Origin of the sequence: Variovorax sp. Root411 (genome assembly GCF_001425205.1) — a bacterium.
GTDB lineage: Bacteria > Pseudomonadota > Gammaproteobacteria > Burkholderiales > Burkholderiaceae_C > Variovorax.
Genome location: NZ_LMDW01000012.1, coordinates 307,391 through 326,080, shown reverse-complemented (window position 1 = coordinate 326,080; position 18,690 = coordinate 307,391). Strand labels below are relative to the sequence as shown.

The 18,690-nt window shown below is 68.4% G+C and carries 17 protein-coding genes; 6 read left to right on the top strand and 11 right to left on the bottom strand.

All coding sequences use genetic code 11. The annotated features are described in order from the left end of the window. The first annotated feature begins 19 nt into the window (after positions 1–19). The 3 genes from mreC to mrdA are packed head-to-tail and all read left to right on the top strand — an operon-like array spanning position 20 to position 3,517. Entirely contained in the window at positions 20–976 is a 957-nt protein-coding gene (mreC, locus tag ASC92_RS12450) for a rod shape-determining protein MreC (protein WP_056515485.1), read from the top strand. After that, on the top strand, positions 973–1,494 hold the full coding sequence (mreD, locus tag ASC92_RS12445) for a rod shape-determining protein MreD (RefSeq protein ID WP_056515482.1): 522 nt from the start codon (positions 973–975) through the stop codon (positions 1,492–1,494). The genes mreC and mreD overlap by 4 nt, the downstream gene beginning before the upstream one ends. A 52-nt stretch (positions 1,495–1,546) precedes the next feature. Then, positions 1,547–3,517, top strand: coding sequence for a penicillin-binding protein 2 (gene mrdA, locus ASC92_RS12440; RefSeq protein ID WP_056515479.1), 1,971 nt, complete (start codon positions 1,547–1,549; stop codon positions 3,515–3,517). A gap of 132 nt (positions 3,518–3,649) precedes the next feature. Here the strand turns inward: mrdA and fahA are convergent, their stop codons facing one another. From fahA to ASC92_RS12415, 5 genes are all read right to left on the bottom strand, one after another. Next, on the bottom strand, positions 3,650–4,915 hold the full coding sequence (gene fahA, locus ASC92_RS12435) for a fumarylacetoacetase (RefSeq protein ID WP_056515476.1): 1,266 nt from the start codon (positions 4,913–4,915) through the stop codon (positions 3,650–3,652). Positions 4,916–4,955: 40 nt separating this feature from the next. After that, a complete protein-coding gene (gene hmgA / locus ASC92_RS12430) occupies positions 4,956–6,242 on the bottom strand; it encodes a homogentisate 1,2-dioxygenase (RefSeq protein ID WP_056515473.1) in 1,287 nt (428 codons plus the stop codon). 60 nt (positions 6,243–6,302) lie between these two features. Then, positions 6,303–6,485 (bottom strand): DUF2783 domain-containing protein, encoded by a 183-nt coding sequence (locus tag ASC92_RS12425; protein ID WP_056515470.1) that lies wholly within the window; start codon positions 6,483–6,485, stop codon positions 6,303–6,305. Positions 6,486–6,493: 8 nt separating this feature from the next. Next, positions 6,494–8,131, bottom strand: a complete 1,638-nt coding sequence (locus ASC92_RS12420) for an FAD-dependent oxidoreductase (protein ID WP_056515468.1) — start codon at positions 8,129–8,131, stop codon at positions 6,494–6,496. A 150-nt stretch (positions 8,132–8,281) separates the two neighbouring features. After that, complete coding sequence (locus ASC92_RS12415; protein ID WP_056515464.1) at positions 8,282–9,241, bottom strand: MBL fold metallo-hydrolase; 960 nt, start codon at positions 9,239–9,241, stop codon at positions 8,282–8,284. Positions 9,242–9,384: 143 nt separating this feature from the next. On the opposite strand from ASC92_RS12415, the gene ASC92_RS12410 reads away from it, so the two are divergent. Continuing rightward, a complete protein-coding gene (locus tag ASC92_RS12410; RefSeq protein ID WP_056515463.1) occupies positions 9,385–10,230 on the top strand; it encodes an IclR family transcriptional regulator in 846 nt (281 codons plus the stop codon). A 4-nt stretch (positions 10,231–10,234) separates the two neighbouring features. Here ASC92_RS12410 and ASC92_RS12405 read toward each other — a convergent pair whose 3' ends face one another. The 6 genes from ASC92_RS12405 to ASC92_RS12380 all read right to left on the bottom strand — a co-directional run bounded on the left by ASC92_RS12405 (position 10,235) and on the right by ASC92_RS12380 (position 15,244). Continuing rightward, positions 10,235–10,456, bottom strand: coding sequence for a hypothetical protein (locus tag ASC92_RS12405; protein ID WP_056515458.1), 222 nt, complete (start codon positions 10,454–10,456; stop codon positions 10,235–10,237). Positions 10,457–10,486: 30 nt separating this feature from the next. Further along, positions 10,487–11,164: an ABC-type transport auxiliary lipoprotein family protein gene (locus ASC92_RS12400; RefSeq protein ID WP_056515457.1), complete on the bottom strand. Its 678-nt coding sequence runs from the start codon at positions 11,162–11,164 to the stop codon at positions 10,487–10,489. 20 nt (positions 11,165–11,184) lie between these two features. After that, positions 11,185–12,144: an MlaD family protein gene (locus ASC92_RS12395; RefSeq protein WP_056515454.1), complete on the bottom strand. Its 960-nt coding sequence runs from the start codon at positions 12,142–12,144 to the stop codon at positions 11,185–11,187. 14 nt (positions 12,145–12,158) lie between these two features. Next, positions 12,159–12,998 carry an ABC transporter ATP-binding protein gene (locus ASC92_RS12390; RefSeq protein ID WP_056515451.1) on the bottom strand — a complete coding sequence of 280 codons (840 nt, stop codon included), beginning with the start codon at positions 12,996–12,998 and terminating at the stop codon, positions 12,159–12,161. A 4-nt stretch (positions 12,999–13,002) separates the two neighbouring features. Beyond that, a complete protein-coding gene (locus tag ASC92_RS12385) occupies positions 13,003–14,169 on the bottom strand; it encodes an MlaE family ABC transporter permease (protein ID WP_056515448.1) in 1,167 nt (388 codons plus the stop codon). A 145-nt stretch (positions 14,170–14,314) separates the two neighbouring features. Then, positions 14,315–15,244, bottom strand: coding sequence for a LysR family transcriptional regulator (locus ASC92_RS12380; RefSeq protein WP_056516376.1), 930 nt, complete (start codon positions 15,242–15,244; stop codon positions 14,315–14,317). Positions 15,245–15,352: 108 nt separating this feature from the next. On the opposite strand from ASC92_RS12380, the gene ASC92_RS12375 reads away from it, so the two are divergent. Together ASC92_RS12375 and ASC92_RS12370 are read left to right on the top strand one after the other, a co-directional pair. Further along, entirely contained in the window at positions 15,353–16,861 is a 1,509-nt protein-coding gene (locus tag ASC92_RS12375; RefSeq protein WP_056515445.1) for a CoA-acylating methylmalonate-semialdehyde dehydrogenase, read from the top strand. Positions 16,862–16,927: 66 nt separating this feature from the next. Then, a complete protein-coding gene (locus ASC92_RS12370) occupies positions 16,928–18,556 on the top strand; it encodes a GMC family oxidoreductase (protein ID WP_056515441.1) in 1,629 nt (542 codons plus the stop codon). The last annotated feature ends 134 nt before the right edge of the window (positions 18,557–18,690 follow it).

The following is an 18,690-nucleotide window of genomic DNA, read 5'->3' as shown; positions in this document are numbered from 1 at the left end:
CACCGCCGGGTCTGAATTCATGCCTCTGGGCACGCTCGATCGCACAGCGCCACCCCTGTTCAACCAGGGGCAGTCGGCACTCAGCAAGCTGATCTTCTTCGGCGCGCTTGCCCTGTTCCTCATGGTGGCCGACGCACGCTTCCACATCGTGCAGCCGATCCGTGCAGGCATCGGCGCGGTGCTCTACCCGGTGCAATGGGTGGCGATGAAGCCGGTGCAGGCCGTGCTCGGCGGCGGGCGCTACCTCGAAGACCTGCAGACCGCCCAGCGCAACGAGGAAGACGCGCGCAAGGCGCTGATGATGCAGGCCGAACGCGCCGCCCAGGCCGACACGCTGACGCAGGACAACGCCCGTCTGCGCGAGTTGCTCGAACTGCGCCAGACCACCACGACGCCGGGCCGCGCGGCCGAGGTGCTCTACGACGCGGCCGACCCCTACACCCGCAAGATCGTCATCGACCAGGGCATGACCCAGGGCGTGGCGCCCGGTTCGCCGGTGATCGACGCGCGCGGCGTGCTCGGCCAGGTCACGCAGGTGCTGCCCTTCACGAGCGAGGTCACGCTGGTGATCGACCGCGACCTTTCCATTCCCGTGCAGAACACCCGCACCGGCGTGCGCAGCGTGGCCTTCGGCGACGCCTCGGCCCACGGCGGCGGACTGGAGCTGCGCTTCATGGCCGCCAATGCCGACCTGCAGGAGGGCGACCTGCTCTCCACCAGCGGCGTCGACGGCATCTATCCCGCCGGCCTGCCGGTGGCGAAGATCGAGCGCATCGAACGGCGCGCCGATTCGGCCTTTGCCCGTATCTACTGCGTGCCGCTGGCGCACGTGACGGCCGCGCGCTACGTGCTGGTGCTCGAACCCACCGGTGCCCCGATGGCGCCGCCGCCCGCGCCTGCGGCCACGCAGCGCAAGCGGCCTGAAGGCAAGCCCGGCGCGGGCAAGAACGAGAAGAAGCCGGGAGCGCGCCCATGATCAAGCGTCCCGGCCAGCAGCAGCTCCTGCTGCCCGTCAGCCCCGTCTTCATGTGGTCGAGCCTCATCGTGGCGCTGCTCGTCAACATGATTCCCATCGGCCGCGCCGTCTGGATGCCCGACCTGCTGGCGCTGGTGATCGTGTTCTGGGGCGTGCACCAGCCCGCACGCGTGGGCGTCGGCGCGGCCTTCGTGTTCGGGCTGTGCATGGATGTGCACCAGGCCTCGATGCTGGGCCAGCACGCGCTGGCCTATACGACGCTGGGCTTCTTTGCGATCACCATCCACCGGCGCCTGCTCTGGTACCCGGTGGCGTCGCAGGCGCTGCAGGTGCTGCCGCTGTTCGCGCTGTCGCAGTTGATCGAGGTCATCACACGGATGGTCGGCGGCGGCGTGTTCCCGGGCTGGGCGGTGCTGATCTCGCCGGCCATCGAGGCTGCGCTGTGGCCACTGGTCACCGCCTTGCTGCTCGCTCCCCAGCGCCGCACGCCCGAACCCGACGAGAACCGTCCGCTCTAAGTCCCGCCCCCGCATTTGCCATCGCACCTGCGCGCGCCTAAGCTCCCCCGCCATGACCGAAATCCGCAACGTAGCCGCCGACCTTGCGCGCTTCAAGCGCCGCGTGATCGTCATCGGCCTGGCGGTGCTGTTTGCCTTCGGCCTGCTGTGCGCGCGGCTGGTGTACCTGCAGGTCGTTCGCCACGAAGACCTGGCCGAGCAGGCCGAGAGCAACCGCACGGCCATCGTTCCGGTGGTGCCCAACCGGGGCCTGATCCTCGATCGCAACGGCATCGTGCTGGCCTCCAACTACTCGGCCTACACGCTGGAGATCACGCCCTCGAAGGTGAGCGACGTCGAGGAGACCATCGACAGCCTGACTCAGGTGCTCGAAGTCTCGCCGCGCGACCGCCGCCGCTTCAAGCGCCTGCGCGAGGATTCGCGCAGCTTCGACTCCATTCCGATCCGCACCCGCCTGAGCGACGAGGAAGTCGCGCGCTTCGCGGCGCAGCGCTATCGCTTTCCGGGCGTGGAGATCAAGGCGCGCCTGTTCCGCAACTACCCGCAGGGCGAGCTGGCCTCGCACGTGCTCGGCTACATCGGCCGCATCAACCAGCGCGAGAAGACCGCGATGGAAGACTGGGACGAGGAAGACCAGGCCAACTACAAGGGCACCGACTACATCGGCAAGCTCGGCATCGAGCAGAGCTACGAGAAGACGCTGCATGGCCTGACCGGCGTCGAGCAGATGGAAACCTCGGCCGGAGGCCGCGCCGTGCGCCGGCTCGCGAGCCACCCCGCCACGCCGGGCAACACGGTGATGCTGTCGCTCGACATCAAGCTGCAGAAGCTGGTGGAAGACATGTTCGGCGATCGCCGCGGCGCACTGGTGGCCATCGACCCCAAGACCGGCGAGGTGCTGGCCTTCGTGAGCAAGCCCACCTTCGACCCGAACCTGTTCGTCGAAGGCATCGACAACGAAAGCTGGGCGGCGCTGACCGAATCCATCGACAAGCCGCTGCTGAACCGCGCGCTGCGCGGCACCTACCCGCCCGGCTCGACCTACAAGCCCTTCATGGCGCTCGCCGCGCTGCAGACCGGCAAGCGCGGGCCCAGCGTGGTGGTGAACGACCCGGGCTATTTCAACTTCGGCGGTCACCGCTTCGGTAGCCCCGAAGGCAACATCGGAGGCGTCGACATGCGCCGTTCGATCCAGCTGTCGAGCAACATCTACTATTACTCGCTGGCCAACGAGATGGGCGTGGACCTGATCCACGACTTCATGAAGCCGCTGGGCTTCGGCCAGATCACCGGCATCGACCTGGGCGGCGAAGTGCGAGGCGTGCTGCCGAGCACCGAGTGGAAGCGCAACGCCTACAAGCGCCCCGAGCAGAAAAAATGGTACGCGGGCGAGACCATCTCGCTGGGCATCGGCCAGGGCTACAACGCCTTCACGATGCTGCAGCTCGCGCAGGCCACGTCCATCGTGGCCGACGGGGGCATGAAGCACAAGCCGCACCTCGTGCTGGCCACGCGCAACACGGTGAGCGGGCAAGTGGTGCCGCTACCGCAGCCGCCGGCCGAGAGCCTGGGGTACACCGCGGCCAACGTCGCGGTGGTCCGCGAGGGCCTGACCAGCGTGGTCACCAGCGGCACCGCGCGCGGCGTGTTCGCGGGCGCGGGCTACCAGGCGGCCGGCAAGACAGGCACGGCGCAGGCGGTGACGCAGGCGCAGAACACCAAGTACAACGCGCGCGCACTCGAAGAGCATCAGCGCGACCATGCGCTGTTCATGGCCTTCGCGCCGGTCAACGACCCGAAGATCGCAGTCGCGGTGATCGTGGAAAACGCAGGCTGGGGTGCTGGTGCCGCGGCGCCCATTGCACGCCGCGTGTTCGACTACTGGTTGATGGACCAATACCCGAGCGAAGCCGACATGGCCGCGATCAAGATCGGCAAGGCCACCGCACCGATGGGCAAGCCGCGCGTGGCGAGCGAAGTGGCGTGGCCTGCCGCTGCGACGGCTCCGGCACCCGCGCCCTGATATCTTGCTCCCTCTCCCCTTGGGGAGAGGGTTGGGGTAAGGGTGAGCGGCAATGGAGTCCGCGCGATGTTGCGAGGCCGGCTGCCCTCACCCTAGCCCTCTCCCAGAGGGAGAGGGGACAACACGGGAGCCTCAGGCTATCGTGCCAGTGACTTCACCGAGACCGATGCGGACCGCACCGTCGCGCTCGCACCAGCCACGCATCACCAGCGTATCCCCGTCCTCCAGGAACGTGCGCTTCTCGCCGTTCGGCAGCGTGATCGGCTGCTTGCCGCCCAGCGTCAGCTCGATCAGCGAGCCGGCTTCGTCGGCCTTGGGGCCCGACAGCGTGCCCGATCCCAGCAGGTCGCCCGGTTGCAGGTTGCAGCCGTTCACCGTGTGGTGCGCGACGAGCTGCGCGGCCGTCCAGTAGGCGGCCTCGGTGGTGTTGCCGCGCGTGAGGCGCACGGGCGCCACGCCCTCGGCGCGCATCTTCGCGGTCTGCAGCAGCACTTCGAGCGTGATGTCGAGCGCGCCGCTCTCGCGGTTCGATGCCGCGTCGAGGTAGGGCAGCGGTTGCGGGTCCCCGGCAGGCCGCTCGAACTTCGCGCGGAAGGGCGCCAGCGCTTCCATCGTCACGATCCACGGCGACAGCGTGCTCGCGAAATTCTTCGAGAGGAAGGGGCCGAGCGGCTGGTATTCCCAGGCTTGCAGGTCGCGCGCCGACCAGTCGTTGAGCAGCGTCACGCCGAACAGGTGGTCTTCCGCCTCGTCGATGGCGATCGGTTCGCCCAGCGCATTGCCGCGGCCGACGAAGAAGCCCAACTCCAGTTCGTAGTCGAGCCGCTTCGAGGGGCCGAAGCTGGGCTCAGTGGCATCCGGCGCCTTGGTCTGGCCCTGCGGGCGCTTGAAGGATTGGCCGCTCACGCCGATGGAGGACGCACGGCCGTGATAGCCGATCGGCACCCACTTGTAGTTGGGCATCAGCGGTTGGTCGGGGCGGAACAGCTTGCCGATGGTGGTCGCGTGATGGATGCCGGTGTAGAAGTCGGTGTAGTCGCCGATGCGGCAGGGCACGGTCATCTCTGCCTTGGCTTGCGCGAGCAGCGCCTTCGACCACGCGGCCTGCCTGTCGCTGCCTTCTGCGAGGCCGGCGGAGATCGCGCGGCGCAGCGCCTGGCGGTCCTTCACGCTGGCGTTCATCAGCACGTTCATGTCGTCGGTGTCGACGAGGCCTGTGACGCGCAGGTCCAGCACCTGGTCGCCGATGGCGACGCCGATGCGGAAACCCTCGCTGCTCCCTGCGGTGCGGAAGCGTCCGAACGGCAGGTTCTGAATCGGGAAGTCGGCGCCAGCTTGATTGGCGGAGGCGACCCAGCTGCGCAGCTTCGGGTCGTGGGTGGCGTTCAGTGCGGTCATGGATGGTCTTTCATCGAAGCGGGTGTCTTGTCTTGTTGTGTCACGGCTTGAACTGGTCGCCCAGCCCGGCCCAGCAATCCGCGTAGTCGGCGTCCAGCGCGGGGCTCTTCAGCGCGAAGTTCGTCGGAATGAAGCGGTAGCGGCTCTCGAACATGAAGGCCAGCGTGTTGTCGAGCTTGTGCGGCTTCAGGTCGGCGTGCGTGGCCTTGTCGAAGGCTTCCTCGTCGGGGCCGTGCGGCACCATGCAGTTGTGCAGGCTCGCGCCGCCGGGCTTGAAGCCGCCCGGCTTGGCGTCGTACTCGCCCAGCACCAGGCCCATGAACTCGCTCATGAGGTTGCGGTGGAACCACGGCGGACGGAAGGTGTTCTCCATCACCATCCAGCGCGGCGGGAAGATCACGAAGTCGCAGTTGGCCGTGCCGGGCGTGTCGCTGGGCGAGGTCAGCACGGTGAAGATCGACGGATCTGGATGGTCGAAGCTGATCGAGCCGATCACCATGAAGTGCGCCGTGTCGTACTTCACCGGCGCGAGGTTGCCGTGCCATGCGACCACGTTGAATGGCGTCTGCTTCATGGGCGCCTGCCAGAAGCGGCCGCCGAATTTCTTGACGATTTCGTAAGCGCCTTCTTCCGATTCGAAGGCGGCCACCGGCGCCTGGAAGTCGCGTGCGTTGGCCAGCCCGTTCGAGCCGATAGGCCCAAGCTCCGGCAGGCGGAAATGTGCACCGTAGTTCTCGCAGACATAGCCGCGCGAGAGGCCGTCGGGCAACGCCACCTTGAATGCCATGCCGCGCGGCAGCAGCGCGATCTCGCCGGGCTTCACGTCGAGCACGCCGAGCTCGGTGGTGATGACGAGGCGGCCCTGCTGCGGCACGAGCAGCATCTCGCCGTCGGCGTTCACGAAGGCGCGGCGCACCATCGAGCGGCCCGCAAGGTACATCAGCGAGCCGATGCCGACCTGCGCCTGCGCATCGCCATTCGCTGCGATGGTGTGCATGCCGTCGATGAAGTCGACTTCGGCCGCGTCGTCCAGCGGCTGCGGGTGCCAGCGCAGCGGCTCGGGCGGCAGAGAAATCTCTCGGTCGGCGCCGGTGGTCCAGTGCGCCTGCGCGTACGGTTGGTAGCGGCCCGACACCACCGAGGGCTGGCGGCGGTACAGCCAGCTGCGGCGGTTCTCGTGGCGCGGCGCAGTGAAGGCGGTGCCGGAAATCAACTCGGTGTACAGGTCGAAGGGGCCGCGCTGCGGATTGTTGCGGCCTTGCGGCAGTGCGCCGGGCACGGCCTCGGAGGCGTATTCGTTGCCGAAGCCGCTCTGGTAGATGGTCATGATGTAGTCCTAGGGTTCAATGAGAAGGAGTTCGGACCGGCTGTCCGCATTCCTGTGCTCCTATTTCGCCGCCGCGAAGGCCTCGCGAAGCACGGCCAGCGAGCCGATGTGGTTGGCCAGCACGAGCACGAGGCGCGCGTTGAAGGCGTGGCTCTCTTCGGTCGACAGCCCCTGGTGCGCCTCGATGAGCGCTTCGTAGAAGTCGTCGGGGGCTTCGAGGTTGGGCGTGGTGATCAGTGTCATGGCGTTCCTCATGCCTTTGCCAGTGCGCGGTCGATGGCCGCACGGATGTTCGCCGTCGTGGGCTGACGCCAGCGCGCGCACACGTGCTGGTCCGGCCGCAGCAGGTAGACGGTGCCGGGTTGCGCGTCGTAGCGCTGCGTGGCGAGTTCGGTGTCGGTGCCGCCGCCTTCGACGCGCACGATGTGCAGCGGCAGGTCGCTGGCCTTCAGCTCGCCCAGGCTGCGTTCGGCCGCCTCGCCCTCGCCGAAAACCAGCGCGGTGAATTGCGCGACATGGCATTCGCGCAGCAGCCAGCCGGTGCGGCCGCCCGGATGCACCACGGGCGCATCGGCCGCTGCGGCGCCCGGCACCATCGCGCCCGAGAAGGCGTCGGCATCGGCCGTGTTCAAGGGCGAATCGCGCAGCACCGTGGCCACCGACAGCCGCCCGCTGTTGACCAGCGTGCGTGCAAAAGCGTGGCGCTTCGTCAGCTCCAGCACCGCGTCGCGGAAGAGGCGGCTCACCTCGCTCTTGGGCGTGATGAAGTCGGTGGCGCGGGTGGAGTTGCGGATATTTTCGTCCGCGGCGAACTCGCGCTCGCCGGCGTAGCTGTCGAGCAGCGCATCGGGCGCCTGGCCCTGCACCACGGCCGCGAGCTTCCAGCCAAGGTTGTCCGCATCCTGCACGCCCGAGTTGGCGCCGCGCGCGCCGAAGGGCGACACGCCGTGCGCCGAGTCGCCCGCGAACAGCACGCGGCCATGGCGAAAGCGCTCCATGCGCTGGCAGGCGAAGGTGTAGACGCTGGCCCAGCCGATGCGGAACTGCACGCCCGAAAAGCCGATGCTGTCGAGCAGCGCGCGCACGCGCGGGGTGATGTTCTCGGGCTTGCGTTCTTCCACCGGGTCGGCGTCCCAGCCGAGCTGGAAGTCGATGCGCCACATGCCGTCGGCCTGCTTGTGCAGCAGCACGCTCTGGCCGGGATGGAACGAGGGGTCGAACCAGAAGCGGCGCTCGGTGGGCAGGTGCGCATCCATCGTGATGTCGGCGATCAGGAAGCGGTCGCGGAAGGTGCGGCCCTTGGTCTCCTGCCCCAGCAACTGGCGCAGGTTGGAGCGCGAGCCGTCGCAGGCGGCGACGTAGCCGGCCTGCAGTTGGTAGTCGCCCTCGGGCGTTTCAACAGTCAGCACTGCACCGTCGCCGCGCTGCTCGATGCCGGTGACCTTGTTGTTCCAGCGCAGGTCGATCAGCGGCAGCGTGGCCGCGCGCTCGACGAGGTAGCCCTCGACGTAGTACTGCTGCAGGTTGATGAAGGCCGGGCGCTCGTGGCCGAGCTCGGGCAGCAGGTCGAAGCGGTAGACCTGCTCGTCGTGGAAGAACACCTTGCCGACGTTCCACGACACGCCCTTGTCGACCATGCGGTCGCCGCAGCCGAGGCGGTCGAAGACTTCCAGCGTGCGCTTGGCGAAGCAGATGGCGCGCGAGCCGCTGGACAGGGTGTTGTCGTTGTCCAGCAGCACCACGGGCACCTGCCGCAGCGCGAGGTCGATGGCGAGCGTCAGCCCGACCGGGCCGGCGCCGACGATCACCACCGGGTGGCGTGCGGGCGCGACCGCGTCCTGGTCGGCGTGGCGCTTGTAGTCGAAGTGCAGGCTCTGATAGTCGATCACGTGTTGTCTCCGTGTCTTGTCTTCTGTCTTGCTCCTTCCCCTTCCGGGGGAAGGCGGGGATGGGGGCAAGCGGCCTTCAATGCAGCGCGGGGTTCAACGCCGTCAGCCCCCACCCCAGCCCTCCCCCGGAAGGGGAGGGAGCAAGACCGATCAGCCTTCCAGGGCCTTCCACATGTCGATGTCGCGCTGCGCCGTCCACACGCGCGGGTCCGCATGGCCCGAGGCCTCGTCGTACGCCCGGCTCACGTCGAACGGCATGCAGTGGTCGAAGATCACCCACTGGCTGTACTTGGGCTTGAGCTTGGCGTACGTGTCCTTGTAGACCGTGTTCAGGTCGCGCCCGGCCTTCACGCCTTCCTGCACGCTGGCGTACACGTCGGAGATGAAGTTGCGCGTGCCCGTCAGGCCTTCGGCCACTTCGGCCGGCGTGGTGAGCGCGGCGCCGCGGCCCGGCACCAGCGCGGCGGGTTTCAGCGCGGCGATGTTGTCCAGCGTCTGCGGCCAGTCCTTGAAATAGGCATCGCCCGCGTACGGGGTGGCACCGAACTCGACCAGGTCGCCCGACAGCAGCGTGCGTTCCTGCGGCAGCCAGACGACGGTATCGCCCTTGGTATGGCCGCGGCCCAGCTGGATCAGCTGCACCTCGAGCTTGCCGAGCCACAGCGTCATCTTGCCGGTGAAGGTCATGGTGGGCCAGGTCAGGCCCGGCGGCACCGTCTCGACGTTCTGGAACAGGCGCGGGAAGCGGCCGATTTCGCTGGCCTTGTCTTCCTCGCCGCGCTCCACGATCAGGTCGCGCGTGTCCTGGCTGGCCAGGATGTGCTCGGCACCGTAGCCGGCCGCGCCCAGCACGCGCACCGCGTGATAGTGCGTGAGCACCACGTATTTGATGGGCTTGTCGGTCACCTCGCGGATGCGGCGTACCACGTCGGCGGCCATGGCGGGCGTGGCCTGCGTGTCGGCCACCAGCACGCAGTCGTCGCCGATCACGATGCCGGTGTTCGGGTCGCCCTCGGCGGTGTAGGCCCAGGCATGTTCCGAGATCTGGCTGAAGGTGATCTTCTTCTCTTCCAGGTCGGCCTGGCTGGCGAATTTCTTGGCTTGGCTCATCGGGTGTCTCCGTCGGTGGGTGGGTCTTTGATTTGTTTAAGGCAAATGAGTTCGCGGTTAACGAATTTCCGCAGTGTAAACCCCGGATCAGTTAATGTCTAATCCCTTCTTCATGAACGAACGACCAGAAGGCGAGGCCGGCCATGGCAGCCAGTGACACCGACCGCGCCCAGCGCGGCATCCAGAGCATCGAAGTCGGCGGCCAGCTGCTGCGCGCGCTGGTGCACCACGGCCGCCCCATGGCGCTGAAGGACCTGGCGCGCGAGGCCGACATGACGGCCGCCAAGGCGCATCCGTACATGGTCAGCTTCGGGCGCCTGGGGCTGATCGAGCAGGACCGCGCCAGCGGCCACTATCTGCTTGGCCCGCTCGCCTTGCAACTGGGGCTCATCAGCCTGCAGCAGGCCGACCCGGTGCACATCGCCACCCCGCTGATCGGCCAGCTGGCCCAGCAGACCGGCCATACCGTGGCGCTGGCCGTGTGGGGCGCGCGCGGCGCGACCATCGTGCGCACGGCCGAGTCGCCGTCGCCGGTGCACGTGAACATGCGGCACGGCACGGTGTTCTCGCTGACCAACACGGCTTCGGGCCGCGTGTTCGCCGCCTACCTCGATGCCGACGCGGTGCGCCAGCTGCTCGAGGAAGAGCGCCAGCGCCGGGGTCAGCGCAAGGGAGCAGAGCCGAACCCGCCCGCCGGCATGCCGCCGGTGCAGCCGCTGCCCTCGTGGAGCGATTTCGAGCGCCAGCTGCAGGAAGTGCGCACGCACGGCATCAGCCGCTCCGACGGTGAGGTCATCCAGGGCGTGAGCGCCATGGCCGCGCCCGTCTTCGACCACACCGGCGCCATCGTGCTGGCCCTGACCGCCATCGGCCCGGCGGGCATCTTCGATACCGCATGGGACGGAGAGATTTCCCGGGCGCTCAAGGCTTGCGCCGGCACGGTGTCGCAGCGGCTGGGCGCCACCCCCGCGCCGGCCGCCCAGGGCTGAAGGCTCAGCCCTTCCTGCCGCCCAGCAGCACCATCGCGCCGCCCACCACGACGGCGGCCACGCCGGCCCAGGCCGGGAAGTTGACGGTCTGCTTCTCCTTCATCGAGAACTCCAGCGGGCCCAGCTTGGCCTGGTGGGTTTCCTTGGTGAAGCTGAAGCTGCCGAGGCCCAGCGCGGCAATGCCGGCCACGATCAACAGAATGCCGACGATGCGTGTTGCGTTCATGGGATCGATCCTCCGTCCATCAGGTTGTGACTACCGGGGCGCCTGCGGCGATTGCTGCTGCAGCTGCCCTACCCACTGCACCACCTCGGCCACCGCGGCATCGCTGGCCGAGATCAGCGCCTTCACGCCGCCGGTCGCGTTGGCGCTCGGGGCTGGGCGGCGCACGGTGAACGTGCGCTGGCCCAGCACGCGGTCGCCGCCGGCCGTGCTGCGGACCAGCGTGGCGCGCAGGCGCACCAGGCCCACGCTGGCGCTCGCCGAGTCGAAGTACTGGCTGAATTCGTCGAGCGAGATGCGCAGTGTGTCGGGCACCTCGCCCTTGCCGCGCGAGATGGTGGCGCTTTCTTCCGGGCCGAGCACGGTGCGGCGTTCGGCCAGCGTGTCGCTCAGCCGCTGGCGCAGCAGTTGCGCGGGCGGCAGGCTCCAGCGCGACTGGCCATAGGGACGCAGCTCGTTGGCGTCGGCGTAGCCCAGCCGATAGAGGATCTGCGTGCCCTCCAGGCGCGTGTTGCTGTCGAACTCGGCCAGCGCCAGCGTGGGAAGAGGGGCTGGGGAAGGCGCGGCCGCGGCGGGCGCCGCCAGACCGGGGCCGAAGTCGTAGAGCGTGGCGCGCGCGGGCTTGTCGGGCAGCGCGCCGCAGCCGGCGGCCAGCAGCAGGCAGCCGAGGGCGGCGGTGGACGTATTCATCAAGGAGCGAATGGCGTTCATGGTCGATGGTCCTCCCTCAATCAGGGCCGCGTCGCGGCCGGCGCGCTGAAACCCGGTTCGCCCGGACCCGCGGCCGTGCCGCCGCTGCCGAACAGCAGCGATTGCGGGTTGTCGTTGATGCTGTCCGCCGCGCGGCCCAGCCGGCGCACGGCGTGCGAGGTGTCGTCGGCCACGCGGTTCACGCGCGGCAGCGTGGCCGCGTTGAACGAATCGACCGCCTGCGCCAGCGCCTTGGTGCCTTCGCTCAGCCGTTCGACGGGGCCTTCGGGTGCGTTCAGCCGGCCCACGGTGGTGTTGAAATTGTTGGCCACGCGCGAGACGTCGCCGGCCGCTTTCTTCACCGAAGCCATCGTGTCCGGCAGCTTGGTCAGCGCAGGGTTCAGGCCGGTCTTCACGGTGTTGTCCAGCGTCTTGAGCAGCGTGTTGGCGCTGGCCGAGGCGGCCGCGATGTTCTCCAGCGCGTCGGCCGCGCGCTTCTGGTTGGGGTCGCTCAGCAGCGTGTTGGCGCGCTTCGTCACTTCCTCGACCTGGTTGATGATGGCTTCGCCCCGGTCCTGCAGCTGCGCCAGTATCGAAGGCTTGAGCGGAATGCGCGGCGGGTTGTCGTCGTCCGGCTTCAGCGCCACGTTCGATTCGCCCTTGTCGTCCAGCGCGATGAAGGCCAGGCCGGTCACGCCCTGGTAGCTCAGCGTGGCAAAGCTGGAGGTGGTGAGCGGCACGCGCTCGTCGACGGTGATGCGCACGCGCACATTGCCCTTGACCTTCGGATCGAAGTCGATCGACGCCACCTTGCCCACGGCGATGCCGCGGTAGCGCACCGTCGCCTGCGGCTGCAGGCCGCTGACGGCGTCGCGCGTGGAGAGCTCGTAGATGTTGCGCACGGTGTTGTCGCGCGTGAACCAGATCACCAGCGCGACGAGCGCGGCGATCAGGCCGAGCACGAAGGCGCCGGCGGCGAGGGCGTGGGCCTTGTTTTCCATGGTGTGTCTGCCTTTCAGCGTTCGCCCGCGCTGGCGGGCTGCGATGGTGCGTCGGCGGGCTTGTCGTGCAGCGCCTCCAGGGCGCGCTGGCCGCGCCCGCCGAGAAAGTATTCGTGGATGAAGGGATGCGGATACGCAATGACCTCGCGCGCCGCGCCGGTGACGATCACCTTCTGGTCGGCCAGCACCGCGATGCGGGTGCTCAGGTCGAACAACGTGTCCAGGTCGTGCGTGACCATCACCACCGTGAGGCCCAGCTCGCGGTGCAGGCCGCGCAGCAGGTCGCAGAAGCTGTCCGAGGCCTCGGGGTCGAGGCCGGCCGTGGGCTCGTCGAGCAGCAGCAGCGGCGGGTCCATGATGAGCGCGCGCGCCAGCGCCACGCGCTTGATCATGCCGCCCGACAGGTCCGCCGGGCTCTTGTTCGCATGCTGCGGGCCGAGGCCCACCATCTGCAGCTTCACCAGCGCCGCGTGGCGGATCAGCTCGTCGGGCAGCAGCTTCAGCTCGCGCAGCGGAAAGGCGATGTTCTCCAGCACGCTGAAGGCCGAGAACAGCGCGCCGTGCTGGAACAGCATGCCCACGTTGGCCGCGCCCGAGGCGCTGAGCTCGCCGGGCTCCTGGCCCAGCACCTCGACGTGGCCGCGCGTGGGTTTCTCGAGCCCGAGGATCTGCCTCAGCAGCACCGTCTTGCCCGTGCCCGAGCCGCCGACCAGCGAGAGCACCTCGCCGCGGTCGATGTGCAGCTGCAGGTCGCGGTGCACCACCTGCTCGCCGTCGGCGGTCTGGAATACCGTCCACAGGCCGCGGATGTCCACCACGGTGGTGTCGGTGTTGGGGCGCACGGGCATGCTCATGGCGTCATGCCCTGAAGCCGATGCCCTTGAAGAGCACGGCGAACAATGCATCGACCAGGATCACCGCGGTGATCGAGGTCACGACCGACGAAGTGGTGCCGCGCCCGAGGCTTTCGGTGTTGGGCTTCACCTTCATGCCGAAGTAGCAGCCGATCAGCGCGATCAAAATGCCGAACACCGCCGACTTGGCAGTGGCCAGCCAGAGGTTCGAGATCGGCACCGCGCGCGGCAGCGCCGAGAGAAAGTAGGCCGGCGAAATGTCCAGTGCTGCCTCGGCGGCCAGCATGCCGCCTGCCAGCGCGGCCATCGAGGTCCACAGGCTGATCAGCGGCATCGCGATGGCCAGCGCCAGCACGCGCGGCATCACGAGGCGAAAGCCGTGCGGGATGCCCATCACGCGCATCGCGTCGAGCTCTTCCGTCACGCGCATCACGCCGATCTGCGCCGTGATGGCCGATCCCGAGCGCCCGGCGATCAGCACGGCCGCCAGCACCGGCCCGAGCTCGCGCACCAGCGACAGCCCGAGGATGTTCACCACGAAAGTCTCCGCGCCGTATTGGCGCAGCTGCTGCGAGATCAGGTAGGCCAGCACCACGCCGATCAGCAGCCCGACCAGCGCCGTGATGTGCAGCGCCGAGGCGCCGAACTGGTAGAGGTGCCCCGAAAAATCGCGCCATGGCGCGCGGTGCGGCGCGCGGATCAGCTTGCCGATGTCGAGCGCGAGCTGGCCGATGAGCCCGACCAGGTCGCGCATGACGAACATCGCGCGGGGCCCGAGGTGCGTGAACGCGCGGATGCGGTCGTTCAGCGAGGGCCCGGGTTCGGCCGGGGTTGCCACGGTGTATTGCGCCACCTGGTCGAGCACCGCCTTGTGCTGCGGCGACATCTCGAGCGTGGCGGGCCATTGGTGGCGCCAGTGCTCCCACAGCAGCTGCGCGCCGATGTGGTCGAGCTTCTCGATGGGTCGCAGGTCCCAGGCGCGGTCGTCCGCGGGCGGGGCGGCTGCCAGGTTTTTCGCCAGCGCCTGCCAGGCCGGCTTGGACGACATCGCCAGCGTGGTCCAGCAGCCGCTGGCCACCGTCCATTGGCGGCCCTCCTGCTCCCGCTGCCCGACCCGGGGCCACGCGCTGTCGGCGGCGGGAGCGTCGGCAGTCGAAGTGGCAGGAGACATAGGCGGCGAGTCAGAAAGTTAACAAAAGAGTGGGGCCGGAAGCGGGCATCGTAACCGGGTGCATCCGCGCGTCATGTATCGCTGAACCCTCGTTTGCGTAGGGCGCGACGCCGTTTTTCCGGATTCTTTTGGAGCTGCACCGGATTCACGCAGCGAAGCCTGCCGCCAGCGTCGAGCGCAGCCAGCCGACAAAGGCCGTCACTGCCTGCGGCACGTGCGTGGCGTAGGGCCGGATGGCATACAGCCGCTCGCCGAACGCGCCGACCGAGCGCCACTGCGGCAGCACCTGCTGCAGCTTGCCCGACTGCAGCGCCGCCTGGGCGCTGAAATCGGGCACCAGCGCAATGCCCAGCCCGCTCAACGCCGCGTCGCGCAGCGCCTCGCTGTTGTTCGCGACCAGCGGCCCCGACACCGGCACCGTGATGCGCGGCGCCGAGGCCTTCGCCTCGAAGTGCCAGGTCGGCGTGTCCTGCGCGCGTGGGTAGTGCAGGCAGTCGTGGCCGGCCAGCGCCTGCGGCTCGCGCGGCGTGCCGCGGCGGCGCAGGTAGGCGCGGCTGGCCACCAACACCGAGCGGGTTTCGCACAGCGTCCAGGCCACGTGCGTGTCCGGCGGCGCAGCCGTGTGGCGGATGGCCAGGTCGAAGCCTTCCATCGCGAGCGAGCTGAGCCGGTCCGACAGGTCGAGCTCCAGGCGCACCTCCGGCTGCGCGCGCAGGAAGTCGGCCAGCCGCGGCACCAGCTGCTGGCGCGCGAAAGCCACCGGCGCCGTCACCCGCACCAGCCCGCGCGGCACGCCCGCGAGGTCGCGCACGCCCGCGAAGCTGTGGGCGATCTGCTCGAAGGGGCCGCGCATGTCTTCCACCAGCCGCTGGCCGGCCTCGGTGAGTCGTACGCTGCGCGTGGTGCGCTGCACCAATGGCGCACCGGCCGCGCGCTCCAACTCTGCGATGCGCTGGCTCATGGCCGCCTTGCTCACGCCCAGGCGCAGGGCGGCAGCCGTGAAGCTGCCCTGCTGCGCCAGCACCGTGAGCCAGTGCAGGTGCGTCCAGAGTGCTTCGATATTTTGGGGTTTCATGCATCCATTGTTCAGCAGGATGAACAATAAGTTCAAGCTTCATGGCTAGGCGCGCAGCGGGGGGCTGCCTAAACTGGCCGCATCCTTCCGTCAGCGAGAGCCCTCTCCATGCCCACCTCCATCGATCATTTCATCGCCGGCAAGCCCGCCGCCAACACCTCCGGCCGTACGCAGGACGTGACCAACCCCGCCACCGGCGCCGTCACCGGCAAGGTCGGCCTGGCCGACACGGCGCAGGTCTCGGCCGCCGTGGCCGCCGCGCAGGCTGCCTTCCCGGCCTGGGCCGACACGCCGCCGATCCGCCGCGCGCGCGTCATGTTCAAGTTCCTGCAGCTGCTCAACGAGCACAAGGACGAGCTGGCCCACCTGATCACCGCCGAGCACGGCAAGGTCTTCACCGATGCGCAGGGCGAGGTCTCGCGCGGCATCGACATCGTCGAGTTCGCCTGCGGCATTCCGCAACTGCTCAAGGGCGACTTCACCGATCAGGTCTCCACCGGCATCGACAACTGGACGCTGCGCCAGCCGCTGGGCGTGGTCGCAGGTATCACGCCGTTCAACTTCCCGGTGATGGTGCCGATGTGGATGTTCCCGGTGGCGATTGCCGCGGGCAACACCTTCGTGCTCAAGCCCAGCCCGACCGACCCGAGCGCCTCGCTGCGCATGGCCGAGCTGCTGAAGGAAGCGGGCCTGCCCGACGGCGTGTTCAACGTCGTGCAGGGCGACAAGGCGGCGGTCGACGCGCTGCTCGAGCACCCCGACGTCAAGGCCATCAGCTTCGTCGGCTCCACGCCCATCGCCAACTACATCTACGAAACCGGCGCGCGCCACGGCAAGCGCGTGCAGGCCCTGGGCGGCGCGAAGAACCACATGGTGGTCATGCCCGATGCGGACATCGACCAGGCCGTCGACGCGCTGATCGGCGCTGGCTACGGATCGGCCGGCGAGCGCTGCATGGCCATCTCGGTGGCGGTGCTGGTAGGCGACGTGGCCGACAAGCTGCTGCCCAAGCTCATTGAGCGCACGAAGACGCTGAAGGTGCTCGACGGCGAGAACCTCGCGGCCGAGATGGGCCCGATCGTCACGCGCGCCGCCCACGAGCGCATCACCGGCTACATCGATCTGGGCCAGAAGGAAGGCGCGAAGCTGCTGGTCGACGGCCGAGACTTCGACGGCAGCAAGGCGGGCGCGGGCTGCGGCGATGGTTTCTGGATGGGCGGCACCCTGTTCGACCACGTCACCCCCGAGATGCGCATCTACAAGGAAGAGATCTTCGGCCCGGTGCTGGGCTGCATGCGCGTGCACGACCTCAAGGAAGCAGTCGACCTGATCAACGCCCACGAGTTCGGCAACGGCGTGGCCTGCTTCACCCGCGACGGCAACGTGGCGCGCGAATTCAGCCGCCGCATCCAGGTGGGCATGGTCGGCATCAACGTGCCGATTCCCGTGCCCATGGCCTGGCACGGCTTCGGCGGCTGGAAGCGCTCGCTGTTCGGCGACATGCACGCCTACGGCGAAGAAGGCGTGCGCTTCTACACCAAGCAGAAGTCGATCATGCAGCGCTGGCCCGAGAGCATCGGCAAGGGGGCCGAGTTCGTGATGCCGACGGCGAAGTAGCATGCGATGCGGCGCGAGGGGCGCCGCAATTTCGTCGAACAAAAATAGAGAGACAGGCAAAGCGCCATGAGCGACACCCAATTCGACTACATCATCATCGGCGCGGGCACCGCAGGCTCGCTCATGGCGAACCGGCTCAGTGCCGACAAGAGCAAGCGCGTGCTGCTCATCGAGGCGGGCCGCAAGGACGACTACCACTGGATCCACATTCCGGTCGGCTACCTGTACTGCATCGGCAACCCGCGCACCGACTGGCTCTACAGCACCGAGCCCGACGCCGGCCTCAACGGCCGCGTGCTGCGCTATCCGCGCGGCAAGTCGCTGGGCGGCTGCTCCAGCATCAACGGCATGATCTACATGCGCGGCCAGTCGCGCGACTACGAGCATTGGGCCGACCTCACCGGCGACGACGGCTGGCGCTGGCAGAACGTGCTGCCGGCCTTCAAGAAGCACGAGGACTTCTACCTCGGCGCCGACGAGATGCATGGCGCCGGCGGCGAATGGCGCATCGAGAAGCAGCGCCTGCGCTGGGACATCCTCGACGCCTTTGCCGAAGCCGCCGCCCAGGCGGGCGTGCCGCACACCACCGACTTCAACCGCGGCAACAACGAGGGTGTGGGCTACTTCCAGGTCAACCAGAAGAACGGCTGGCGCTGGAACACCGCCAAGGCCTTCCTGCGCCCGACCTGCTACGGCCGGCCCAACTTCGAACTGTGGACCGGTGCGCAGGTGTCGCGCCTGCTGTTCGAGACGCTGCCCGACGGCACGCACCGCTGCACGGGTGCGGAAGTGTGGAATGGCAGCGAGATGACCACCGCGACCGCGTCGCGCGAGGTCGTGTTGAGCGCAGGTTCCATCGGCTCGCCGCAGATCCTGCAGCTCTCGGGCGTCGGCCCGGCCGAGCTGCTGCGCCAGCATGGCATCGACGTGGTGCTCGACGCCCCCGGCGTCGGGGCCAACCTGCAGGACCACCTGCAGATCCGCGCGGTCTACAAGATCGATGGCGCGCCCACGCTCAACGTGATGGCCTCGTCGATGGTCGGCAAGGCGAAGATCGGTCTTGAGTATCTGCTCAAGCGCAGCGGCCCGATGAGCATGGCGCCGTCGCAGCTGGGCGCCTTCACGCGCAGCTCGCCCGAGCACGAATGGCCCAACCTGCAGTACCACGTGCAGCCGCTGTCGCTCGACGCCTTCGGCGATCCGCTGCACAGCTTTCCGGCCTTCACCGCGAGCGTGTGCAATCTCAACCCCACGAGCCGGGGCTCGGTGCGCATCAAGAGCAACCGCTTCGAAGATGCGCCGGCCATCGCGCCCAACTACCTGAGCACCGACGAAGACCGCAAGGTGGCGGCCGACTCGCTGCGCGTGACGCGCCGCATCGCCGAGCAGCCCGCACTGGCCAGGTACAACCCGCAGGAATGGAAGCCCGGCGTGCAGTACCAGAGCGACGAAGATCTCGCGCGGCTGGCTGGCGACATCGCCACCACCATCTTCCATCCGGTCGGCACCACGAAGATGGGCGCCAAGGGCGATCCGATGGCCGTGCTCGATTCGCGGCTGCGCGTGCGCGGCGTGCAGGGCCTGCGCGTGGTCGATGCCGGCGCGATGCCGACCATCACCAGCGGCAACACCAACAGCCCGACATTGATGATGGCCGAGAAGGCGGCGGGCTGGATCCTCGAAGACAACCGCTGAGGTCGCGCGCAGGGTGACAACGTGAAAGGCGCAGGCATTTTGTTCAAGATTTGCCGCGCCATTTAGCCGACAGTGCGTTGTCCGGCGAAGCAATTCCGCTTTCGCTGCCAACAACCCAGCCCTGGAAAGAAGCA

Bases quoted from the DNA above. Each gene is read 5' to 3' on its own strand.
- ASC92_RS12425 (WP_056515470.1), bottom strand. From the start codon at position 6,485: ATGACACTGATCACCACGCCCAACCTCGAAGCCCCCGACGACTTCTAC.
- ASC92_RS12385 (WP_056515448.1), bottom strand. From the start codon at position 14,169: ATGTCTCCTGCCACTTCGACTGCCGACGCTCCCGCCGCCGACAGCGCG.
- fahA (WP_056515476.1), bottom strand. From the start codon at position 4,915: ATGACCGCACTGAACGCCACCCACGACCCGAAGCTGCGCAGCTGGGTC.
- ASC92_RS12415 (WP_056515464.1), bottom strand. From the start codon at position 9,241: ATGAGCCAAGCCAAGAAATTCGCCAGCCAGGCCGACCTGGAAGAGAAG.
- ASC92_RS12410 (WP_056515463.1), top strand. From the start codon at position 9,385: ATGGCAGCCAGTGACACCGACCGCGCCCAGCGCGGCATCCAGAGCATC.
- ASC92_RS12380 (WP_056516376.1), bottom strand. From the start codon at position 15,244: ATGAAACCCCAAAATATCGAAGCACTCTGGACGCACCTGCACTGGCTC.
- ASC92_RS12395 (WP_056515454.1), bottom strand. From the start codon at position 12,144: ATGGAAAACAAGGCCCACGCCCTCGCCGCCGGCGCCTTCGTGCTCGGC.
- ASC92_RS12405 (WP_056515458.1), bottom strand. From the start codon at position 10,456: ATGAACGCAACACGCATCGTCGGCATTCTGTTGATCGTGGCCGGCATT.
- ASC92_RS12370 (WP_056515441.1), top strand. From the start codon at position 16,928: ATGAGCGACACCCAATTCGACTACATCATCATCGGCGCGGGCACCGCA.
- mreC (WP_056515485.1), top strand. From the start codon at position 20: ATGCCTCTGGGCACGCTCGATCGCACAGCGCCACCCCTGTTCAACCAG.
- ASC92_RS12375 (WP_056515445.1), top strand. From the start codon at position 15,353: ATGCCCACCTCCATCGATCATTTCATCGCCGGCAAGCCCGCCGCCAAC.
- hmgA (WP_056515473.1), bottom strand. From the start codon at position 6,242: ATGACCATCTACCAGAGCGGCTTCGGCAACGAATACGCCTCCGAGGCC.
- mreD (WP_056515482.1), top strand. From the start codon at position 973: ATGATCAAGCGTCCCGGCCAGCAGCAGCTCCTGCTGCCCGTCAGCCCC.
- ASC92_RS12400 (WP_056515457.1), bottom strand. From the start codon at position 11,164: ATGAACGCCATTCGCTCCTTGATGAATACGTCCACCGCCGCCCTCGGC.
- mrdA (WP_056515479.1), top strand. From the start codon at position 1,547: ATGACCGAAATCCGCAACGTAGCCGCCGACCTTGCGCGCTTCAAGCGC.
- ASC92_RS12390 (WP_056515451.1), bottom strand. From the start codon at position 12,998: ATGAGCATGCCCGTGCGCCCCAACACCGACACCACCGTGGTGGACATC.